Origin of the sequence: Dapis hubbardiae BLCC-M172, assembly GCF_050016015.1 — a bacterium.
Taxonomy (GTDB): Bacteria; Cyanobacteriota; Cyanobacteriia; order Cyanobacteriales; family Microcoleaceae; genus Trichodesmium.
Genome location: NZ_JBNHEQ010000039.1, coordinates 1 through 18,233 on the forward strand (window position 1 = coordinate 1; position 18,233 = coordinate 18,233).

Below are 18,233 nucleotides of genomic sequence, written 5' to 3' on the forward strand. Positions count from 1 at the left end.
AAGGCGTGAATGATCTAATTATTTAATTGTTTAATTATTAATTATTTCGGTAAAACTCGTTGAGAAAGGAATCAATCGACAGAGAATACTCACCAGATTTTAAGTCAGGTTAAGCAGCTTTTCCCAGTATTAATGATAAGTTCTCTACCTGTTGATGATGCTCAACATAACATTAGGATTGTTAATTTATCTGAGGATTTTTCCCAAGTATGTCTGGAACTCAATGTTCCTTATTTAGATGTTTTTACACCATTAAAAACTTCAGAAAATTGGCTGCAAGAAGTAAAAAAAATGACGCTTCTCACCCAAGATAGTCAGGTTATTGTGAGTTAGCAAGCTTACAGCAATTTCGGAGTTAGTGAGGTACAAAACAAAGACTTCCAGTCTATTAGTAATTTTGGTAACACAAGCATCCTGCTTGTTACAGCAAACGAAGGCTGAACTGCAAAAACTGTACCTCAGCATCCTCAAAAGTGCTGTAATATAAAATTGGAGTGGATGGAAATCTTGGTTCTAGAAACAATAACTTTCATTGTAAGTATTCAGCTTTTCTAAGGGAATGCTGCGCAAACAGCTTTTCGTATTTTCGTAAAGAATAAAACAACGACTAAGATTAACTAATGACCTTTTTCGTATCGGACTTTTAATTCTCCTTAGAGACTAATTCCTCCTAACACAATAATGAATTAATGGCTGATAGCTGATAGCTAAGTCTCAATGCTTACCTTTCATTCGGACAAGTAATTCAGTAGGAGATGTAATTAATCTAAGAAAGTAATTATCGTGCTTTTCTAGCTTAATTATATTAATAGTAATAAATCAAAAAAATACCAACTAAGGAGTAGAATTAAAAACAAATCTGCCAAAATAAAAGCCAACATTTCTTTATGTGGTATCAGCACATCCGAGAAGAAACACAAACCTATCTCAAAACATTTGTCTATCCATACACAGGCTTTCTGACCAAGCCTCTAATAAGACCCAAATTTATAGCAGTTGTTGAAGCCAGCTTAATCGGAATAACTTCAGGATTAGCGGCCGTCACCCTCAAAGAAGGGGTGGGCTGGCTAGGTAGTTGGCGAATAGCAGCATCCCTCAAATTTCCTCCTTGGTTGTTACTACCTATTTTTGGCTTAATTGGAGGATTTCTCACAGGTGTATTAGTAGAACGTTTAGCACCAGAAACTGGAGGGAGTGGAGTACCACAAGTAAAAGCAGCACTAGCAGGTATGACAGTCCCCTTAAACTTCCAGATCGCTATTGTCAAAATGCTCACTACTATTTTGACAGTGGGTTCTGGACTAACACTAGGAAGACAAGGCCCTACTGTGCAAATAGGTGCATCTTTGGCAGCTTGGATTAGTCGTTGGCTTCCCACTTCTCCCAGTTATTCTCGTCAGTTAATTGCCTGTGGTGCTGCTGCTGGATTAGCTGCTGGCTTTAATGCTCCTATTGCTGGAGTGTTATTTGTAGTTGAAGACCTAATGCACGATGTTTCTGGCATTACCTTGGGTCCAGCAATTATTGCTTCATTTGTCGGTGCAGTTACTTCGCAAATGCTAGGTGGAAAAAGTTTGTACTTAGAAAACAGCAGTGATTACCTAGATACATCAATTACAGGATTTTTAGATCCTAAAGAAATTCCTTTCTACATAGTTTTGGGAATTTTAGCAGGGTTACTAGGAACAGTATTTAGTCGGGGAATTATTGCAACTTCAATATTTAATCAGCGTAAACTGAAATTAAAATTACCTTGGCGAATAGCTATTACCGGATTGATTAGTGGTTTAATAATTGCATCTTTACCAGAGTCATTTCACAATTATACAGGTTTAAGAGAAATATTGGGAAGTAATGAAGCCAACTTAAAACTTAGTTTCATTGCTTTTAGCGCCCACTTGATCTTAACAATATTTGCTGCAGGTTCAGGTGCCCCTGGCGGATTATTTGCACCATCTTTAATTATTGGCTCTGCTTTAGGTCAAATAATTGGGATTTTGCAAAGTAATTTAGTTGGTATTGAACAACCAACAATTTTCGCTCTAGCAGGAATGGGTGCATTCTTTTGTGCTGTGTCAAGAGCGCCGATCACAGCAGTAGTAGTTATTTTTGAACAGACACAAGACTTTCGTTTGGTGTTACCACTGATGATTGTTTCTATTGTGGCTTTATTGGTGGCAGAAAAGATAGATAAGAAATCTTTATCTGACCTAGTTTTAGATTTAAAAGGTCTACAACTTAACAAAGAAACGTCAGCAAATGATTATTTGAGTAATATTCGCGCCGATCAAGTTATGCACACTCCTGTGGAAACTCTTGATTTTAATTTAACTTTAGATGAAGTTAAGCAGAAATTTTCTAGTTCTACTCATCGAGGTTTTCCTGTACTTGACAGTCAAGGTTTGCTGGTAGGTATCGTCACTCAGACAGATTTAGTCTACACTCGGAAACGTCAAGTTCCAGGGAATCATCTTTTAAAAGAGTTTATGACACTCCATCCAATGACAGTTAAGACTAGAGATAATCTGAGTGAGGTTTTAAATCTTTTACATAGATACAAAATTAGTCGTTTACCTGTGATGGAGGGTCGTCATCTTGTGGGGATTATTACTGATACTGATATCATTAAAATAGAATCAGAGCAATTAATAGGTGAGACAAACTCAAGAACTAACCCTCCAGAACCATCTTATGTAGTTTATCAAACACGAGCGCCTCAAATTGGTAATGGTCGGTTGTTAGTACCTTTGAGTAATCCTCGTACTGCTCCTGCATTATTAAGGTTGGCTGCTGTAATTGCTCGGCAACGCAATTATGAACTAGAATGTCTGCAAATTGTAATTGTACCTCGTCAAAATTCTCCTGCTGAGACTGTGGTAGATACAACTGAGAGTCGTCGTTTGTTGGCAATGGCAGAACGCATAGCTACAGATTTACAAATTCCCATCCATACTCAAGTGCGGGTTGGTCACGATATTGCTGATGCTATTTTGGAAACTGTTAAGGAGAGACATATATCTTTAATATTGATGGGTTGGAAGGGTGATATTGCACCTGGTCGTATTTTTGGGAGTATTGTGGATACTCTGATGCAACAAGCTATTTGTGAGGTTGTGGTAGTGAAGTGGGGTGGTGAGAAATTTAGAGAGAGAGAAAAGTTTTCAGGTGTTGCTAATGAAAAATTTAACCCTTATTCTGATTATGTGTACTCATTTTTAGGATGGCGACAATGGTTAGTACCTCTTAGGGATATTCCGACACAAGCAGCAGCAGTTAAACTTTTGCCTGCTTTAGTTTCTTTGAGTGTGAAGCCAGAAATTCTTCTATGTCAAGTCTGTACTCAATCTGTTGTTAATCCTAATATTCAGGAAATGCAGCAAGCTGCTAGAATGCTGAAACACAGACTGCATACAGAGGTGATGGCTACTACAGTCTGTTCTAAATCTGTTTCAGAGGCTGTGGTTGATTTGGCTAATGCTCATCACTCTGATGTTGTGGTTATTGGTGCTAGTAAGGAGGGATTTTTGAGGCACATGATTAATGGTAACATTCCAGAGGCGATCGCTCGTGGTTGTGATTGTACTGTAATTTTAGTGCGAGCTGCGAATAATTAGGGTTTGCTGAAAAATTTTTTTGTAATGAGTAGGGGAGCGGGGGAGTAGGGGAGTAGGGGAGTAGGGGAGTAGGGGAGCGGGGGAGTAGGGGAGTAGGGGAGTAGGGGAGTAGGGGAGTAGGGGAGTAGGGGAGTAATTTTTTGGCTCAACTATGCGCCCAAAATCTTAACTTTTTGATTTTTCGGGAACCGTGCATAAAGAGCTGAAAACTCGGTACTTTTTCCCGACCTAAAAAGGTTAAAACCCTTATCTGTCAATACTTTTAGATTTAATCAGCCAGTCCTAACTATTGTACAATAGATGAAGCAAACATCAATTTTAGCCTCAAACCCTTATTTGTCAATATTTTTAGATTTAATCAGCCAGTCCTAACTATTGTACAACAGATGAAACAAACATCAATTTTACGCTCAAACCTTTATCTGTCAATACTTTGAGATTTAATCAGTCAGTCCTAACTATTGTACAACAGATGAAGCAAACATCAATTTTAGGCTCAATTTTAGGCTTAAACCCTTATCTGTCAATATTTTGAGATTTAATCAGTCAGCCTTAACTATTGTACAACAGATGAAGCAAACATCAACTTTAGGCTCAAACCCTTATTTGCCAATACTTTGAGATTTAATCAGCCAGCCCTAACTATTGTACAACAGATGAAGCAAACATCAATTTTAGGCTTAAACCCTTATCTGTCAATATTTTTAGATTTAATCAGCCAGCCCTAACTATTGTACAACAGATGAAACAAACATCAATTTTACGCTCAAACCTTTATCTGTCAATACTTTAAGATTTAATTAGTCAGTCCTAACTATTGTACAATAGATGAAAAAAACATCAATCTCTCGAAAGAGACTGATATAGCTGCTGCACTTGCTCCGCGTTTGATATGCCTAGCAAAGCGACACCGATGTTTTATTGCTACTTTCATGCAACAAAACCGAAATTATCTATATCTTTAATTCCTGTTCTCAGTTATAGCGGTTTTCACAAAGGTAGACTACAAAACTTCTTACTTCTTCCTTTAAACCTAAATCTCTGTACTCTAAAAAACATGAAAACTGCTATAAGTGTTCCCTGTTCCCTCCTTTCTGGAGATGTCTAATTAATTGTTAATCAACCTCAAAGTGCAACTGATAAAGTCTCAAACTCGGATGTTCAGTTAAATACCAATGACAGCCAATATTAGCAGGTGAAGGTCTTTTATTCAGTCGATACAAAAACATTGGTTCTTCTCTCAAAATTGCTTTCAACATCAAATCTTCCCAGTCTTCATTGCCATGGTCAAAAATTAAATAAGACTTACCAATATATCCTGTTTTTATCAATACCTTTAGTAACCATCCCACAATTTCCTCAGTTTTTTCTAGAGAAAATTCACTATCTGTTAAACCATAAGTTTCAACCTCTAGTTTTTCTGATTTAGGTTGTAGTGTTGCCAAGAAAGCTGATATAATTTTTTTTAATTTTTTCATATTTACAGACTCAACTGCTTCATAAAACCGATATAAAACGTCATATAGCATGATATTCTACTGTTTACTTCCTGTCTCTTGGTCAGCATTCCCTCTCTTGGTGCGCGTTCCCTTGCGACTTTCGTCGTCGCGGGGTCGCACCGCTTGCGTCTTACGCCGACGCGGGGTCTGACCGCCTTCCACCGGAACTGTCGGCAGCACTCCGTCCACAGGCATTCACGATCAAGCCGACCGCCCGATCGCAAATTGATACTTGCGTTTAAATCTCTATCTATTGACAAGCCACAGTCAGGGCAATCATACCTTCTCAGGTTTAACGGCATATCTTGGACGTGACCACACCTGCAACAAGTCTTTGATGATGGAAAAAATCTATCTACTACTACTAACTCCGAACCGTACCATTGGCATTTATATTCTAGCTGTCGTCTAAATCCGTAAAATCCTTGGTATGCAATGGATTTAGCTAGTTTGTGGTTAGATAACATTCCACTAACGTTCAAATCTTCTATGACAATTGTGCCGTGGTTTTTGGCTAAGTATGTTGTCAATTTATGAAGTGCATCTTTGCGGATGTTTGCTACTTTTCTATGCAGCCTAGCTATCTTAAGTTGTGCTGCCCTCCAGTTAGCTGAACCAATAATTTTATTCCGGTTAATATACTGTAGCCGAGAAAGTTTGGGTTCAAGCTTACGGTATGACTTTAAACTTTCAAAAACTTTCCCATTGCTTAATGTTGCTAAGGTTTTTACGCCTAAGTCAACACCTACAACTTCTGTAGTTTTTGTTTTTGAAGTCGGAGTAAATTCAAAAGCTAAACTAAGATACCAATCACCCGCTTGTCTACTAATAGTTATTTTCTGAGTTGTTGCCTCAATGGGTTCATAAGTTTTCACCCAACCAATGAAAGGGAGTTTATGACTCCATCCGTTTAATTCTATTGGCTTTCCACAATTATCAATTGTGGAAAGCGAAGCATTCCGTTTGCGAAGCATTCCGAAGGAAAGGAAAAGAATCATGTTTACCTTTTTTCTTAAACCTTGGATATTTACTCAACCCTTGTTTGCGTTTGCGAAGCATCCCGTAGGGAAGCATTCCGAAGGAAAGGAAAAGAATCTCTTAAATGCTTCACCCAAGTTAATGTTTGCGTTTGCGAAGCATCCCGTAGGGTAGCATTCCGAAGGAAAAGCATATTGGTATACTCTGGAAGATAAGTTTTTCATCCAGGGTGTTAGTGGTTTTGTATGATTGGTAAAAACCTCTCTTAGCTTGCGAGCCTTCGGTTTATAACCATCTTTATAAGCAGCATTCCATAAACTTAGACCCCAATTATAACACCATCTGCTATAACCTGCGTGTTGAGCCAAGAGTGTTTTCTGCTTGTTATTCAGTTTGAGTTTGGTTCGGATGGATTTCATGTAGGGTATTGACAGTATAATGGTATACTTTTTAACGTATTAAATCGTTATTCTTTGATTAAGTCAATGCTCTATCTTTATTCTACTACCAACTCAGTTAAATAATGTAACAAATAATTCCTAAGCTCCACTTGTGAAATGAGAACCTGAAATGATTTTCAATCCTACATTCCACACTTCAAAACCTAGTATAAAAGCTCTAGGTCTCCATCCAACTAGCGACCTATAGGAGGGGAGAGTGGTCGCCAGTTGAAAAAATAAATTCAATAGTTAATGTTTTTGGCGATCGCCGACAATTTACACAACATTACTGAAAACCCTACATTGGAGATGAAAAGTGGCTATAAAAGGTATAGATTTCAGCATTAATCAATTCCTATTGTTTCCGAGAGAAAATCGGCTGTAGATTTAACTAGAGCGATCGCATTCTCATATACCATCCGAGTTGGCCCTAAAACTCCTACACTTCCTAGAGGAATTGTCCCATTCCCATAGGTTGCAGAAACTAAGGCACAACCTTGGATGGGTTCCAAGGGATTTTCTGAGCCAATTCTAACTTTCACCTGCTTATCTGTTTTTTTCCCGGTAGCTCCAAATATTAAAGGCCACAGTTCCTCTTGTTTTTCTTCAAGTAGGTGAATAATAGTTTGGACTTGTTGCAGTTGGGAGAATTCTGGTAAACGCAATGCTTCTGCTATACCACTAATCATAATTCTGGTATAATCAGGTGTCTGAGAACGGAGAGTTAAATTTTCCAATAGATTTTTGATCGATTCAGTGTACTTCTCAAACTCCCGGTCTAGTTCACTCCAGTCCAATAAAGATAATTCTCCTATTGCCCGGTCTCGTAATTGGCTATTCAAAAAATTTGATAATATCTGTAACTCTCTATCAATATCCTCTGGGTTGGAAAGTACCGAATTATCTGGTGAATTTTGTCGATCGTTTGTTTGATTTATTGCCCCCAAGTCCATCATTAGTGACTGAGTTTCATAAGTATTTGTCACGACAATTAGCATAATTTTTTCTGCTTCGACTTGTACCAGTTGGAGGTGTCGTAGCTTGGCTGTGGAAGTCTGAGGCATTGTCACCAAAGAAATATAACCACTGAGAGTAGCTAAAATTTGAGCTGCTCCTTGAAGTACAGCTTCTAGGCGACCTTCTGGCCAATTCAGTTGTTTTTGTAAAAGTTCTTCAACTTCAAAAGCCAGATTTTCTGAAGGTGTCATTAATTGATCGACATATATTCGGTAGCCTGAGTCTGAGGGAACTCTTCCGGCTGAAGTATGAGGTTGATATAAAAGTCCACTTTTCTCTAAAAAGCTCATCCCATTACGAATGGTTGCTGGACTAACACTGAGATTATACTCTTCTACTTCTACAAGGGACTTTGAGCCAACTGGCTCTGCTGTCGCAATATAGTGGCGAACTGTTGCCCAAAGAATATGTTGATGACGATTATTAAGCTTAACTTGCACTGACATAGATGTAGGGTGAGTATATCGGTAAGTTTCCAGACAATAGCAGAAAATAATTATCTTAGTTAATCAAAACATTAGAGTTATTTTTCTTAATATAACTTGGTGCTTCGTTATGATATAAGCATATTCTGCTAAAAAATATGTAGTTAAAGAAACTTTTCTACTTAATAATCATAAAGTTTTTGCTGTCTAATAGCGCGGTATACTTTTATCTACGACTAATGAGTAGACATCTATACCACCAATAATATTTTTAACATTAGTAAAACCTTGACTCTTCAACCATTGGCACATTTGAGCAGAACGCATCCCATGGTGGCACAAAACTAATGTTTCTTGCTCGGAGTCTAAATGGACATGAATTTGGTCTGACCATTCAGGAAACTGACTTAAGGGTAAAATTTTAAAACCTTTGATAAAGGCTATTTCTACTTCTTGTGGCTCTCTAACATCTACTAATTGTAAATTTTCAGGAATACCATCTATGAGGCGACTTGCTAGCTCTTGGACAGTAATTTCAAGCATAGGTTCCTGGGAAAACTGTTGTGACATTTTTTTAGATACAAGAATTAATTTATTTATTAATAGAATAGTATAAATGTTAAACATTAAGTTGTTAACTCTACATTCCGCAGCTTAATGGTACTATTGGATAATTTTTTTTCAAGGCTATAATAGTGATTCTTTGATAATCGTGAATTACCAGTTAAGTCTGCGTTAGATTTGAGGAGGTTTCAGTGAGAAAAAAATATGATTACTATGGAGATTTGAAAAATAAATCTGAGTTGACAAAAATGTGTAGAGATGTTTTGACTAGCACCCCATCAGGAACAATTCTTAAAGAAAATTCACCTGAATATTTACTAGGAAAATGGATTTTGTTGCGACGGCGACCGCACATTTCAATGTCCGATAACCCCCAGCTCAAAATAGCTCTTCATTCCTGGGGAAAATATAGTGCATTTAATTATAAAAATAAGGATGGAGAATGGGAGCCTTACTCATATAGAAAAGCTTTAAATGAACCAGAACAAAATAATAAGAAAGATGTATTAGAAGCCTTTAGGTATGAAGTTAGGGAGCAGAATTACTTGATTTAGCGACAAAAGATGCCTTTAATGTTCATACAGACTATATCATTCCAATGCATGTTTTGATGTCGGATTTTTTAAAAGATGAAGAATCCAATATTAATGAGATAAAAGTAGATACCAAAATTGATAATTTGGGGACTGAATGGCGAGTTTTATCTGATATAAATTTAGCTATGAAATGGGAAAAATGCCATCAGAAAAACGCTAAATTAAGGCTGTTCATTAATTGATAATTGATAATGGATAATTGATAATTACAAGAAGGTTAAAACCGTTAAGGAATTGAATATCGGGAAATATCCTAGCACTTTTTTTCCCCTTAAAAGGGGAGGCTTTAAACCAGAATTATTTAATAATTAATAATTAATAATTAATAATTATTAATTGGGTAACAAAAGAAGAAAACCTATATTTAGCAGGTGCAAAAGATGTTCCTTTGTACAATTATAGAAGGGGAAGAGGTGAAACTTATGACACTTGACACCAATACAGAGGTCTTTTAAAAGCTGGTATCGAAATTTGTTTGGATACCATAAAGATCAAAAATTGACTGCTCAAATGCTTATTTCTTTTCCCTTTGCGAAAACAATAGATATAGTCATTCTTAATAAGACTGGGACGAGTGTTTATTTACCTAGCAAAGTATTTCAGCCAAAAAAGTGTTTCACCCTTATTTGAAATGACTATAATAATAAAAAAATCTTAATGGAACATAATGGAAATACTTATCAGCGAAATTCAACAATGCTGAATCCTTACTATTAATTGCTCAAATATTTTTGTAAATTATTAATTAAATCTTGGTCTAAATAAGGTTTAGTTAAATAGCCATTTGCTCCCAACTGTTTAGCTAACTGACGATAGGGTTGACTGCCACGAGATGTTAACATTAATACAGGCATTTCCTCCTGAGAATATTGTTTACGACAACGACTCAGAAACTCAAAACCATTCATTTCTGGCATTTCCACATCACAAATAATAGCCTTAATATAAGTATTTTGGTCTAACTGCCTTAATCCTGCTTTAGCATCTTGAGCTTGGACAACATTATATCCTGATTTCTGCAAAGTTTTAGAAATAGTTTGACGAGTAGTTAAAGAATCATCTACTACTAAAATAGTGGTTAATTTAGACGAAGCAGACTGTTTAAACTGCTTCTGAATGCCTGGTGATTTCTGACGATTTATCCCCGTTTTATTTAAGGTTTTTTCTAATAATTTAACTCCGTCAATAACTGGTACTAAACTACCATCTCCTAAAATAGTACAACCATACAAATATGATGGGGATGTTAAAAGTTGACTAAAAGGTTTAATCGTCAAATTTTGTTCCATTAATATTTGTTCTATTTTGATAGCAATTGTATCTGTATCTTCAGAAATCAACAATAACATTACCTTTCCTTGAGATTTTTGACCATAAGGGTTTTTGCCGAATTCAACAGATTTTTGTTGGATATTTCCTAAGACTATTGGATAATTATAATCTGATACAATTGATGGTGCTATTGATACTTTTTTGCCTTTCCAATCATAAGTTTCTTCTGCTTCTTTATTTACTGTAATCTCAGTCGGTTCGGCATAGATAATACTTGCTAAAATATCTAAGGGAATAGCAAACAAATTGCCTTCCATACGAAAAACTAATAATTTTGTAATTGTTAAAGTCCAAGGTAACCTCAGAAGAAATCTTGTGCCTTTACCGATTTCTGATTGAATAGTAATATTCCCTTTTAATGCTTCTGTTTGACGCAATACTGCATCTAATCCTACTCCTCTTCCTGATAGATCGCTCACTTCTTCTTTAGTTGAAAAGTCAGGATAGAATAAAAATTGATATAACTGTTTTGTTGATAATTTTGCTGCTTCACTCGCAGAAACTATTTGCTTCAGTATGGCTTTATTCCGAATTTTTTCAACATCTATACCCCCACCATCATCTTTAATTTCAATATAAGTATAATTTCCTTGATAATAAGATTTAATAGTAATTATTCCTGTCTCTAGTTTGCCATTTGCCTTTCTGATTTCTGCTGGTTCAATACCATGATCAAAAGCATTTCTTAGTATATGAACTATGGGGTCATATAATTTCTCTAAAACTGCTTTGTCTAACATAGTATTCATCCCAACTAATTCTAGTTTTACCTGTTTTTGCTTTTGTACTGATAAATCTCTAATCATTCTGGGGAATCTATTAAATAATGATTCTACAGGTAACATTCGAGTTTTGTTGAGATTACTTTGTATTTGCTGTAAGGTTTGTTGCCTTTTTTTGACAATTTGTTGACCTTGCTGATGTAATAGTTTAATGTCATCTACTGCTTCTCCTATTTGAGCAATTTCTTCTAAGAGATTTGGTAACATATCTATTAAAGAGCCTAGTTTTTTATTCTGAGAGTTTTGTGATTTCTTGAGCTTCTCCGCAAAGGCTGTAATATCTTGAAATTGTACCATTAATTGATGAAATCTCAGCCACCCTTTATCTAAAGTTTCTATTGAAGCTTGAGTTTGTTGATTTTGGAGAATAAAACTATTATCTTGGGTGGCTAATTCTCCCACTAAATTATTCAACATTTCTAGGCGTTTTAGGTCTATCCTAATACCTAAATTAGATGGAGATTTAGAGGTAGTTTGTTTTTGTTGAATTGGCTTGGAATTTTGAGAAACTTCTGCTGTAGAATCTGGTTTATTCGAGATATTTACTGATGCTTTTGTACCATTACCATTAGAGGTAGAGGGTTGAGTTTTAGTTGTATTAGTCGTCTCTGTTTTTTTACCTTGATTTTGATTGGCAACTTTAGTAGATTGATTGACTTTTGAGGATTGATTTTTATTTGTATTAGTCGTCTCTGTTTTTTTACCTTGATTTTGATTGGCAACTTTGGTAGCTTGATTGACTTTTGAGGATGGAGTTTTAGTTGTATTAGTCGTCTCTGTTTTTTTGCCTTGATTTTGATTGGCAACTTTAGTAGATTTATTTACTTTTGAGGATGGAGTTTTATTTGTATTAGTCGTCTCTGTTTTTTTACCTTGATTTTGATTGGCAACTTTAGTAGATTTATTTACTTTTTCTGAATTGTTATTATCCCTAACTTCTGGTGCAGATTCTTTTTGCTCAGAGACATTGACTAATGGGATTTCAGTCTGAGATATTTGAGTTTTTATTCTGTTAGTTGTTTCTACTTTTTGCTCTTGATTTTCATTAGTAACCTCAGATTTTTTACTAACTTGATTAACTTGTTTCTGCTTAGTAGTTGCGACAGATTTTTTAGATTTTATTGGTTTAGTTAATTTAACTAATGTTGGATTCGGTTTTCCACCTTGAGCCCGATCGCCTTCTAATACTAATTTTTGTCCTGCCCAAAAATCTGCTAAAGCTAGTTGACCAATTTTTGCTGTATATTTTGGATTTACTTCCAGTGCTTTAATTGTAGTTTGAGCAATAGAAGTAAACCCAGGTAAATTCAGCATTGTTCCCAAAGTCGCAAATACTTCTGCTTGTCTCTTGAATTCATCTTGAAGGGATAAACCATTATCGCCTTTGATTTTTCCAGTTAACAAACTTTCCCAACGCTGCAAACCAGAAGGTATTTCTTCTGTAAACAAGAACTTAGCCATATCGCCCTGTTCCATTGGTACTTCTGGAAACTCTGCTGCTTCCTCTAGAGAATGCCCAAGTTTCTTTTCTAACTGCTCAAATACTTGTTTCGCACTAGCAAGAGCTGTATTTTCATCATAGTTACCTGTTTCAATTTGTTCTGTAGTTGGCGATCGCAAACAGTCAAAAGCTTGCAGTAATAAATTCTCTAAGTCCAAATCAAAAACAGTATTTTCCTGATAAAGCGCTCTAATACCATTTTCTAAGTCATGGGCAATTGTTTTAATTCCCATTAAACCGATACAAGCAGCACCACCTTTAATTGAATGAGCTGCTCGCATTAATTGATGGAGTGTTTGAAGTTCATGCTCTTGAGAAATATTAATTAATCCTTCCTCAAGAGTTTGCAGTAATTCTGTAGTTTCTTCTACAAAAAATTCGTAAGCTTGATCGTCAATTTCAATCATAGGGAATAGGGAATAGGGAATAGAGAATAGAGAATAGGGAGTAGGGAGTGGGGGAGAGGGAGATGGTTAGACAGGAATTTGAAAAAGGTACTTTTCATAACTTAATTTAGTATAACCAGGACTTACCAAAATAATTGGGTTTAAAGCCTCCCCTTTTAAAGGGAAATGTTTTTGGAGCCTTGCTCAAATCCCCGTTACAAAAACAACTTCTGTACGGGTGAAGAGCCTTTGCGGAGCATTCCGTAGGAAATCACCCCTACTGACTTCTGACTTCTGACTTCGTTAAGCAGGCTAACTCAGAAACCGGGTTTTTTGTAGATTTCTATAAAAACAACGATTTATCCAAGAAACCGGGTTTCTTTGTGTACTTTCCAAAAGTAAGACTTTGGAGGTTTTATTCCTCAACTGAGAAGTCAAAAGTCAGAGTTCAAAAGTAAGAAACTGTTTGAGAAGTATTGCATAGAACCGATGAATCCTCAAAACCTAACCCCCCCTGCCCGCCTTCCCTACAAGGGAATGGGGGTGAAGCCAGCCTCTCTCCTCGCAGGAGAGAGATTTGGAGAGAGGTTTTTTATGAGTTTACAAATAGCTTCTAAGATTACTGAGAGTTTCAAATACTCTAGGGATGCGGGTGCGTTGCAACGCACCCTACTGAACCTAAAGCTCCTGACTCCCCTCCTAGGAGGGGCGGGGGTGGCTTGACTCCTACCCTTAACCATAAGACTTTTTGAGCAAACCCTAATTAATGGATATGGATAATGAAAACTATCTCTAATTATCAATTATCAATTATCAATTATCCATTATTAATTTACCTTAAACTCAGCAACATTCTTTTCTAACTCTCCAGCAACTGCTAGTAACTTAGCAAAAGAATCTGCCACAGTAGTAGATTGTTCAGAAGTTTGATTAGCGATCGCCGCTACTTCCTCCATTGTTTTCGACAGTGCATTAGAAGTATCAGCTTGAGTAGTAGCAGAAACAGTAATTCCCTCTACCAACTCACTAATTTCTCCACTCACATCCAACACATCTGTTAGAGTTTTGCGCGCTCCCTTAACTAACTGAGTACCAATCATTACTCGCTTGCGTCCAACTACCATTGCCTTAATAACTTCACTGGTTCCAGATTGAAGTTCCTCAACAATTTCCTCTATTTCCTGAGTAGCACTAGCTGACTGTTCTGCCAGAGAACGTACTTCACTAGCAACTGTAGCAAAACCTTGGTCGTCTTGTCCTGCTCTCGTTGCTTCTACCGAAGCATTCAAAGCCAAAACATTTGTTTGATTTGCCAAATCATTAATCAAACTCAGAACCCGTGAAATCTTCTTAGAAGTTTCCCCTAGAGTTTTCACCTTCCTGGCAGTTGCCTCCACTGTTTTCTGAATTCCCACAATACCATCCACAGTTCGGTTCATCGCAGCATCACTGGTTTGGAGAATCTGATTTGCTTGCTGCACCTTAGCTTCTGCTTGTTGAGCATTACCTACCACTGCTTGCACAGAATTAGCCATGACCTGAATTTGTTGCAGAGCATTAGCTATTGATTCAGCTTGCCGTTGAGCTTCACCAGACAACTTCTTAATTTCTACCTCATTACCTTCAGTTGTCGAACTCACAACATTTGTTGCCGACTGTACCTGCAATACCAACTGCTGTAAGTTTTCAATTGTGGCATTAAAGAAGTCAGCAACAGTTCCCATTACCCCAGTTGTTACAGCAGCTCGAACTGTTAAATCTCCATCGAAAGAATTTTCGATTTCTGCCAAAAACTTTTCGATCTGATTTTCGAGTAATTCTTTTTGCTGTTGTTGCTCAACAGATATAGCTTCTGCTTTTTGGCGAGCTTGTAGAATTTCTTGTAACAAAATTGCCTGGTCAAGAGCATATCCAATTTGTAAAGCCACCTGCTTAAACACCTCAACATCCGACTCTAACCAGTTGCGAGTTTCAGAACATTGATGCACTCCCAATAAACCATAGAGAGTTTGGTTAACCAAAATTGGAGCTACTATATTAGCTTTAACCTGCCATTTTCCAAGTTGTTCTTCGTGGCACGCTGTCAAACCTGCTTTAGTAACATCTGGTGTCACTTGTACCCGACCTTGACGATAGGGTTCCACATAATCTGCGGGAAAACAAGCTACATCGGTTTCCATCTCGGCAATATTGATATACCCCTGTTTTACCGCCTCACTAATAATCTTGCCATCCCAATCTTCATCAAACCGATAAACTACCACCCGGTCAGCTTCCATCAGTTTGAGTGCTTCTTCTACTCCGGTACGGAAAATGCGGGTAATATCAAGAGATTCCCGAATCCTTAAGCTAATTGTATTCAGTTTTTTAGACTGTTCAACAGTTGTCTTTTGTTGTTGTATCAGGTTTTCCTGTTCAACTGCAAAACCGATTTGAGTTGCTAACTGCTTAATAAAATCAACTTCTGTATCTTTCCAGTTCCGAGGGCCAGAACATTGATTAGTCACAAAGAAACCATACAGCTTTTTCTCAACAATAATTGGAGCTGTCAAGGTCGCTTTAATTTCTAGAGGTTCAGCATCTTTTAAGTAACATTCGGTATTCTTAGCATCATCAATCATGGTTTGAGAGGGGTCGTGCAGATTATTGAATACCTTAATTCGTCCTCGCAGATAAGCTTTAATATGATGTTCCTTAAAACATTTGCTGTCTAGCTTGCTTCCCAAACCAACAGGCCACATACTATCTACTGATTCAGCTACAACAACACCATTGTAGTCAGTATCTAACTTATAAATCATTACTCGGTCTGCTGCTAACACTTGGCGAGTCTCAACTACTACTGTGTTAAAAATATCCTGTTCGTTCAAAGACTCCCGAATCATCGAGCTGATTTCATTCAAGCGTCGTGCTTGTTCGGTGGCGACTTTTTGCTGTTCTAAAAGTCTTTTTTGTTCTAAGGATGTGCTGACTTGACTAGCTAACTGTTTAATAAAGGTAATTTCTGATTCTTCCCAACTTCGAGCTTTAGAACATTGATAAATAATTAACAAACCATAGAGTTTTGCTTCTACTAAAACAGGAGCAACAATGTTAGCTTGAGCTTCAAAAGGCTCTAATAGTTTAATGTCCGACTCAGCTATTCCAGATGTTCTAATATTTTCAATGGTGCTAACTTGCCCGCGCAGATAGGATTTAAAGTTTTTGCCAAAGCTAGAGTCATCTATCTTATGCCCAAGAGTAGCTGTAAAACTCCGATCGACTGATTCTGCTACCACTGTACCGACCATATTCTCATCAAATTGGCAGATGACGGCGCGGTCTGCTTCCAGAGCATTACGAGCTTCTTCAATTAGAGTATCAAAAACTTCTTCAGTATTAGTGGTACTCCGCAGACTGTTAGAAATTTCGTTTAATAATCGAGCTTGTTTAACCGCAGCTTGTTGCCTTTCTAATAGATATGCTTGGTCTAGAGCGTACCCCACTTGAACACCAACTTTCCCCATCAAATCGATTTCTAATTCTGTCCAAGCTCTCGGACCAGAACATTGGTGAGCAATCAACAGACCTTGCAGTTTATTATCTACTACAATAGGGGCAACTAAGTTAGCTTTAACCTCAAAGGGTTTAAGCTGATTAATATGACAATCAGTTAATCCTGCTTCATAAATATTTTCTGTAGCCTTAACTCGCCCTTGTTGATAGGGTTGTACATAACGGTCAGCAAAACAGGGGTCAGCAATTTTTGCTCCCAAAGCTTTTGGCCAGTTACTATCAACTGATTCAGCAATAACTGTGCCTTTCCAGTCGCTATCAAATTCGTAGACTACTACTCGGTCTGAATTTAAAGCACTGCGGGTTTGTTCGACTGCAGCAACTAATATGTCTTTCAGACTGAGAGATTTACGAATTTCAGCATTAATTTGATTTAATTTTTGAGCTTGTTGGGTAGCTGCACGTTGTTTTTCTAAAAGTAACGCTTGATCTACAGCGTAACCCAGTTGAATCGCCAGTTGCTGGAAAAATTCGATTTCTGATTCTATCCATTGTCGGGGTTCAGCACAATGATGGGCTATTAATAAACCCATTAATTCTCCATCGGCAAGAATGGGAGCGACTAAATTTGCTCTGACGGCAAAGGGTTCGAGTTGACCAATGTGACATTCTGTTAATCCTGCTTCATAGATATCAGCGATCGCCCTTACTCGCCCTTTTTGATAAAAGTTTACATAACGGTCTGCAAAACAGGGGTCGGCTATTTTGGCATCCAAGGATTTTGGCCATTCACTACCAACTGATTCAGCAATGACTGTACCTTGCCAATTTTCATCAAAGTCATATACTATTACTCTGTCTGTTTGTAAAGCAGCTCTGGCATCTTCCACAACTGTTTTAAAGATATCTTCAACATTAAGAGATTCCCGAATATTAGAGGTTATTTCGTTTAATAATTCGGCTCTTTCTGCGGCAGCTCCTTCTGTTTCTATTAATGATTGAAGTTGATTAATTCTGACATCTATATTAGAGCGTAATACTGCTAAATCTTCTGCTAATGCGTTAGTTTTTGCCTTTAAACCTAGAGAGTTTTGTGAATAATATGTTTGGTTATTGTTTGGCTGCCATACTTCTACTGGCACAATTGTTACTTCTTCATTACCATTACTATTACCTGATTGAGGTTGTGAAGTTTCTTGATGAGATTTTTGATGGTAATCTTTAGCTTGATTTGCCGCTCTATTGTCGGGTTGGTTTGTTTTTCTAAAACGTGTTTGTGTCATTTCAGTTATCACTTATCAGTTATCAGTTATCACTACCTCTGCAATAAAGAGGCTTAAAATAAGGAAGATGTTTTTGTTTTTTTTCATTTCTAAAAAACAAAAAATTTTATATGTCAATGCTTTTAGATTTTATCAGTAAGCTTTCTTTATACTGAGGAATCTTTTTGAATACTTACTCAAAATCCTCATTACAAAAACAACTGCTTAATTCTACAATTCTGAATCTCAATTCTGAATTCTCAATTCATTTAATGCTTTTAGATTTTATCAGTAAGCTTTCTTTATACTGAGGAATCTTTTTGAATACTTACTCAAAATCCT

The 18,233-nt window shown here is 36.9% G+C and carries 8 protein-coding genes and 1 pseudogene; 3 read left to right on the forward strand and 6 right to left on the reverse strand.

Features of this window, described 5'->3' with window-relative positions:
• Window positions 1-132: 132 nt before the first annotated feature.
• The gene (locus ACP6PK_RS04295; protein WP_426558059.1) at window positions 133-333 is read left to right on the forward strand and encodes an SGNH/GDSL hydrolase family protein; all 201 of its coding nucleotides are present in this window, start codon (window positions 133-135) and stop codon (window positions 331-333) included.
• Window positions 334-887: 554 nt separating this feature from the next.
• Window positions 888-3,614, forward strand: coding sequence for a chloride channel protein (locus ACP6PK_RS04300; RefSeq protein WP_426558061.1), 2,727 nt, complete (start codon window positions 888-890; stop codon window positions 3,612-3,614).
• Window positions 3,615-4,729: 1,115 nt separating this feature from the next.
• On the opposite strand, the gene ACP6PK_RS04305 is transcribed toward ACP6PK_RS04300, so the two are convergent.
• The 4 genes and pseudogenes from ACP6PK_RS04305 to ACP6PK_RS04320 all read right to left on the reverse strand — a co-directional run bounded on the left by ACP6PK_RS04305 (window position 4,730) and on the right by ACP6PK_RS04320 (window position 8,543).
• Window positions 4,730-5,143, reverse strand: coding sequence for a hypothetical protein (locus tag ACP6PK_RS04305; RefSeq protein WP_094675393.1), 414 nt, complete (start codon window positions 5,141-5,143; stop codon window positions 4,730-4,732).
• A 100-nt stretch (window positions 5,144-5,243) separates the two neighbouring features.
• Window positions 5,244-6,510 (reverse strand): annotated as a pseudogene (locus ACP6PK_RS04310) (RNA-guided endonuclease InsQ/TnpB family protein).
• 365 nt (window positions 6,511-6,875) lie between these two features.
• Window positions 6,876-7,994: a heat-inducible transcriptional repressor HrcA gene (hrcA, locus tag ACP6PK_RS04315; RefSeq protein ID WP_094675396.1), complete on the reverse strand. Its 1,119-nt coding sequence runs from the start codon at window positions 7,992-7,994 to the stop codon at window positions 6,876-6,878.
• Window positions 7,995-8,180: 186 nt separating this feature from the next.
• Window positions 8,181-8,543 (reverse strand): rhodanese-like domain-containing protein, encoded by a 363-nt coding sequence (locus tag ACP6PK_RS04320; protein ID WP_426558063.1) that lies wholly within the window; start codon window positions 8,541-8,543, stop codon window positions 8,181-8,183.
• Between the two features lie 185 nt (window positions 8,544-8,728).
• Here ACP6PK_RS04320 and ACP6PK_RS04325 point away from each other — a divergent pair, with 185 nt between their 5' ends.
• The gene (locus tag ACP6PK_RS04325) at window positions 8,729-9,091 is read left to right on the forward strand and encodes a hypothetical protein (RefSeq protein ID WP_426558065.1); all 363 of its coding nucleotides are present in this window, start codon (window positions 8,729-8,731) and stop codon (window positions 9,089-9,091) included.
• A 755-nt stretch (window positions 9,092-9,846) separates the two neighbouring features.
• On the opposite strand, the gene ACP6PK_RS04330 is transcribed toward ACP6PK_RS04325, so the two are convergent.
• Both ACP6PK_RS04330 and ACP6PK_RS04335 read right to left on the reverse strand, forming a co-directional pair.
• Window positions 9,847-13,155, reverse strand: coding sequence for a hybrid sensor histidine kinase/response regulator (locus ACP6PK_RS04330; RefSeq protein WP_426558067.1), 3,309 nt, complete (start codon window positions 13,153-13,155; stop codon window positions 9,847-9,849).
• An 806-nt stretch (window positions 13,156-13,961) separates the two neighbouring features.
• Complete coding sequence (locus ACP6PK_RS04335) at window positions 13,962-17,912, reverse strand: GAF domain-containing protein (protein ID WP_426558069.1); 3,951 nt, start codon at window positions 17,910-17,912, stop codon at window positions 13,962-13,964.
• Between the last annotated feature and the right edge of the window lie 321 nt (window positions 17,913-18,233).

Coding starts and splice junctions, on each gene's coding strand:
- ACP6PK_RS04305 (WP_094675393.1), bottom strand. CDS start 5,143: ATGCTATATGACGTTTTATATCGGTTTTATGAAGCAGTTGAGTCTGTA.
- ACP6PK_RS04330 (WP_426558067.1), bottom strand. CDS start 13,155: ATGATTGAAATTGACGATCAAGCTTACGAATTTTTTGTAGAAGAAACT.
- ACP6PK_RS04295 (WP_426558059.1), top strand. CDS start 133: ATGATAAGTTCTCTACCTGTTGATGATGCTCAACATAACATTAGGATT.
- ACP6PK_RS04335 (WP_426558069.1), bottom strand. CDS start 17,912: ATGACACAAACACGTTTTAGAAAAACAAACCAACCCGACAATAGAGCG.
- ACP6PK_RS04320 (WP_426558063.1), bottom strand. CDS start 8,543: ATGTCACAACAGTTTTCCCAGGAACCTATGCTTGAAATTACTGTCCAA.
- hrcA (WP_094675396.1), bottom strand. CDS start 7,994: ATGTCAGTGCAAGTTAAGCTTAATAATCGTCATCAACATATTCTTTGG.
- ACP6PK_RS04300 (WP_426558061.1), top strand. CDS start 888: ATGTGGTATCAGCACATCCGAGAAGAAACACAAACCTATCTCAAAACA.